Origin of the sequence: Dickeya undicola (genome assembly GCF_000784735.1) — a bacterium.
Lineage (GTDB): Bacteria > Pseudomonadota > Gammaproteobacteria > Enterobacterales > Enterobacteriaceae > Dickeya > Dickeya undicola.
Map to the genome: position 1 here is coordinate 1 of NZ_JSYG01000040.1, position 3,322 is coordinate 3,322.

General features: G+C 51.9%; 4 protein-coding genes. 2 read left to right on the top strand and 2 right to left on the bottom strand.

The window, feature by feature from the left end; translation table 11 throughout:
- Nucleotides 1-113: 113 nt before the first annotated feature.
- Both OB87_RS18260 and OB87_RS18265 read right to left on the bottom strand, forming a co-directional pair.
- The gene (locus OB87_RS18260; RefSeq protein ID WP_033570822.1) at nucleotides 114-644 is read right to left on the bottom strand and encodes a hypothetical protein; all 531 of its coding nucleotides are present in this window, start codon (nucleotides 642-644) and stop codon (nucleotides 114-116) included.
- Between the two features lie 2 nt (nucleotides 645-646).
- On the bottom strand, nucleotides 647-1,582 hold the full coding sequence (locus tag OB87_RS18265) for a MobA/MobL family protein (RefSeq protein WP_033570823.1): 936 nt from the start codon (nucleotides 1,580-1,582) through the stop codon (nucleotides 647-649).
- A 166-nt stretch (nucleotides 1,583-1,748) separates the two neighbouring features.
- Between OB87_RS18265 and OB87_RS18270 the strand changes: the two genes are divergently transcribed.
- Nucleotides 1,749-2,135, top strand: a complete 387-nt coding sequence (locus OB87_RS18270; RefSeq protein ID WP_033570824.1) for a hypothetical protein — start codon at nucleotides 1,749-1,751, stop codon at nucleotides 2,133-2,135.
- A 594-nt stretch (nucleotides 2,136-2,729) separates the two neighbouring features.
- Entirely contained in the window at nucleotides 2,730-3,152 is a 423-nt protein-coding gene (locus OB87_RS18275; protein WP_033570825.1) for a hypothetical protein, read from the top strand.
- Nucleotides 3,153-3,322 lie beyond the last annotated feature (170 nt).

Below are 3,322 nucleotides of genomic sequence, written 5' to 3' on the forward strand. Positions count from 1 at the left end.
TCCGGCCTGAATTCAGGCCGGAAGTCTCAAAAGACGCCCCAAACCCGGCTGAAAACGGTGAACGGGTGCGCAATTTATTGTGCGAACGTGAGGCGTTGGACAAGCGCAGCGCGTCAGTTCTTTTTCTTTTCCGGTTTCAGTTCCGTTGTCAGCAGCTTTTCAAGGTCTGCCACTTTCTGATAGACGGCAGCAGACGCGTTGTAATTGTCCTGTAGTTCCGTTTTCACAAACCAGCTTGTGGCAAATATCAGTACGACAAAGGCAACCGCAACCCCAGCAAACCACTTCCAGCTGTAACCCCGCAGCGTGTTGTACTCCGCGATGATGTTACTGCGGATAATGGAAATTTCCTTGTCCAGCGCGTCCGCATTGATTTTCATGTTCCCGACGGATTTTTCCAGACGCTGAAAATCAGCGCTGATACGCTCGCCGATCAGCCCCGCAATATCCATTTTCTGCACTTCCTGCCGGACTTCATCCCGAACCTGCTGCGCCACACTGTCCGATATTTCCCGGTAGCCTTTCAGGGTTTCCCTTGCCACCGCCAGCGAATCCGCCACGGCTTTCTGCTGCTCTTTTGCGGCCTCTTTCAGATGCTCCGCCGACAGCAGGAGCGTGAGAAGTTTTTCTTCGGTGCTCGCCATAGTTACCTGCTTATGGAAAATCCGCGTGACAGGGATTTCACGCGCTCTATTTCAACATTTCCCTGTTTTGTGACCCGTGCAGCCATCTCCCGCCCGTACTGCTGCGAGATATCATGCGTCAGAGATCTGACCAGTTCCTTCCGGTTTACCTCGATACCGCTGGCATTCATCCAGCTACGGTCGCTGTGGTCGATATGCTTCGCCTGTTCAGGCACATCCACGACTGAAAACGTCCGGCTGTCTTTAATATCCTGCCTCTGGCTGTCGTCCAGTCGTCCGGCTGCTTCAAAACCGAGATGCTGTTCCGGTTTCCGGTCGATACCCTGTGCTTTCAGTGACCGGCTATCAATAAAACCCTGCTCAAAGCCATATCGTTTCATATGCGCGTTGTGCGTACGCTCCCAGCGCTCCCGCAGGGCTTTCAGTGCCTGTTTTTGTTCTGTAGGGGTTAAATTATGCCCTGAGTCCTTGCGCGCGCCGCCACGCGCCGGAAATTTGGCGTTATAGCGCCTGAAATACTGTTCGGGACTGCGCTCAATACCGTCATTGACGCGCTGGCTCATCATGATATGGGCGTGCGGCTGTTCGCCGCCGTCAATGCTGGCTTTCGGATTGTGGATCGCAAACGTCCATGCATGTTTGTCGCCCGTTTCCTGCTTCACAAAATCCCGGACAAGCGCCAGCCGCTGCGCTTCATTCAGCTCGCGGGGGAGGGCGATCTCAATTTCCCTGTACGTTGAACCGTTGGCACGTTCGAACGCATCCGCAGCCTGCCAGAAATGGGCGGGTTCATCTCTCGCCCATTCCGGCATGTTGCCGTGTTCGGTGTGCTCGAGATCCTGGCGCTGGCTGAACTTATCTTCCCGCGTGATGTAACTGGCATGAGCAAGGGCTTTACCCTTGCCGCCAAATTTCACGCTGAGATGATACGTTGCCATGTTGTGTCAGCCCCCGGCAGGGCGCACTGTTTCTGCCCGCAGGGAGAAACATATAAGTGCGCTTTACTCTAATTTAAAGAATTATGAGTAAAGATAAGTCATGCGACTTCTAACCGCAAGTTATATACTTTCCCCGTCGGAAATATCGGGATGGGGAAGTTAAACGATGCGGATCAGTAACGTCGAATGGCTTAAAAAGCGCATAGCCTTCATCAGAAAGCTGGGAGAAAAAACGGCACGGCAACGGCAGATTATCGATCTGCTGGATGATGAAGCTTCGCTCAGTGAAACTGACAGACGACTGCTCCACGTTCTGGCAACCGCTGAAAAAAACGCGTTGCAGGAACGGGATGCCGCACAGAAAAAGGCGGTTCAGGCGCGGATTTCAGGGCAGAAAAACCGCAGGGAACGCAATCACAAACTATTTCTGGCGGCTGGTCTGATGATTGACGCGGGACTGGTTGATACAAAAACGGGTGAGTTGAATTTTGACCACGAAAAATTACTGACTGCGCTGAAACGGGTACGCTACGATCTGGAAACATCGGCGTGAACGTGCATTCTGCAAGGGCGGAGAAATGCCGCTTCCTCGCTCACTGACTCGCTACGCTCGGTCGTTCGGCTGCGGCGAGCGGTAGGGATTTTCGGATAGGAGCATGAATTTTCTTGCTCCAGATGTACAAAAGCCCCGTGACAGAATCACAGGGCTTCGGTACTCTAATTCTTCGCAGATACCTGCCAGGATCAGACGTAGCAATCCAATCCTAGCAGGGCTGGCTAGCCTTGTCACTACCAGCTTAATACCATTCAACGACATTAAACTCATATCTGCACCTTAGACGCTCAGGTCTACGCCCCGGACTCCGGCAGGATAAACAGGCAAACGGTGGAAACGTAACTTAACCGCGAAAGAGTTAAGCTCTACCCCGTCTCGCAGTACGATAACTGGCACCTGATAAAATGAGCGAACAAGGCAGCGGTAAGCGGTGAAGTGTGATTGCTAAGGTCTGACACTTCACCCACACAATCAAGCCCCTTGCAGGGTGAGAGACACAAGAAACGAGCTGGACGAAGGTCGCTCTGCTCCCCGTGATTTTTATATACCCACCACGGGGGCATTAGGCTTTTTTTGCAACGGAGACACTACGTGAAGCTAAAATTCATACCTATTTTTTTATTTATCGTTACGTTACAAGCCGCTCATTCCAGTGGAATTGGTAGCACGCCCCCCCCTCAAGGGAAGGTGATATACACAATGAATTGCACTTTTGTCGATGATACCGGTAAGGCTATTGGTAAGTCGCAAAAATACATCCTGCGAAAGGGGGGGGATGGTCGTGAGCAAATGGAGATAACTCCACAAGAAAACGCACATGTCCCCCCCCCCATATACATACAAAAAACAAGTGGTGCTTACACCAATGGTGGGTTCAAAACCTTCTACTGGAACAATACAGTACGGATGACCGTGATCAGGGGCGATAAAACCACTGTGGAAATAGAGTTTATTGATTCCCCTGCGATTTCGATAGCGAAAGCCACATGCGACAATCCTGTTTATTTACCATAACGCGTCATTACGCGCACCGCTCAGACGCGCTCAGGGCGGTTTTACGCCCTGAGCCATAAAAACCCCCGTTTTCTCACCGAAAACCGCCCAGAATCGCATACCGTGACTTTCAGCCCCATGCATAACCATGCACCTGACTGACTGGCGAGAACTTCCGGCCTGAATTCAGG